Annotated in this window: 1 protein-coding gene; it reads right to left on the reverse strand. The window is 46.8% G+C overall.

Features of this window, described 5'->3' with window-relative positions; all coding sequences use genetic code 11:
- A partial coding sequence (gene tuf / locus AB4185_RS21715; RefSeq protein WP_016783752.1) for an elongation factor Tu occupies positions 1-1177 on the reverse strand: 1177 nt, incomplete at both ends.

Genomic DNA, 1177 nt, shown 5'->3' on the forward strand with positions numbered 1-1177 from the left:
AAGATTTTAGCTACAACACCAGCACCAACTGTACGGCCACCTTCGCGGATTGCGAAACGTAGACCTTCGTCCATTGCGATTGGAGCGATTAGCTCAACAGTCATTTGAACGTTGTCACCTGGCATTACCATTTCTACGCCTTCTGGTAGAGTGATGTCGCCTGTTACGTCAGTTGTACGGAAGTAGAACTGTGGACGGTAACCTTTGAAGAAAGGAGTGTGACGGCCGCCTTCGTCTTTAGAAAGTACGTATACTTCAGACTCAAACTTAGTGTGTGGGTTGATAGAACCTTTCGCAGAAAGTACTTGACCACGTTCAACGTCATCACGCTTAGTACCACGTAGAAGTGCACCAACGTTCTCACCTGCACGACCTTCGTCAAGCAGTTTACGGAACATTTCAACACCAGTACAAGTAGTAAGAGTAGTCTCTTTGATACCAACGATTTCTACTTCGTCACCTACACGTAGGATACCGCGCTCGATACGACCAGTTACAACAGTACCACGACCTTGAATTGAGAATACATCTTCAATTGGTAGTAGGAACGGTTGGTCAACTGCACGCTCTGGCTCAGGAATGTAAGAATCTAGTGCTTCTGCAAGCTCAACGATCTTGTCTTCCCACTGCTTCTCGCCGTTTAGTGCGCCAAGTGCAGAACCTTGGATAACTGGTAGGTCATCACCTGGGAAGTCGTATTCAGAAAGAAGTTCACGAACTTCCATCTCAACTAGCTCAAGTAGCTCTTCGTCATCTACCATGTCACATTTGTTCATGAATACGATGATGTAAGGGATACCAACTTGACGACCAAGTAGGATGTGCTCACGAGTTTGAGGCATAGGGCCGTCAGTCGCAGCAACAACTAGGATACCGCCGTCCATTTGTGCAGCACCAGTGATCATGTTTTTAACATAATCCGCGTGTCCTGGACAGTCTACGTGTGCGTAGTGACGTGCTGGAGTGTCGTACTCAACGTGAGAAGTTGCGATTGTGATACCGCGCTCACGCTCTTCTGGAGCGTTATCGATAGATGCGAAATCTTTAGCAACACCGCCGTATACTTTTGCAAGAGTAGTACAGATAGCAGCAGTTAGAGTTGTTTTACCGTGGTCAACGTGGCCGATAGTACCAACGTTTACGTGCGGTTTCGTACGTTCAAATTTTTCTTTAGACA

This window comes from Vibrio sp. 10N.286.48.F5 (assembly GCF_041469785.1).
Lineage (GTDB): Bacteria > Pseudomonadota > Gammaproteobacteria > Enterobacterales > Vibrionaceae > Vibrio > Vibrio crassostreae_C.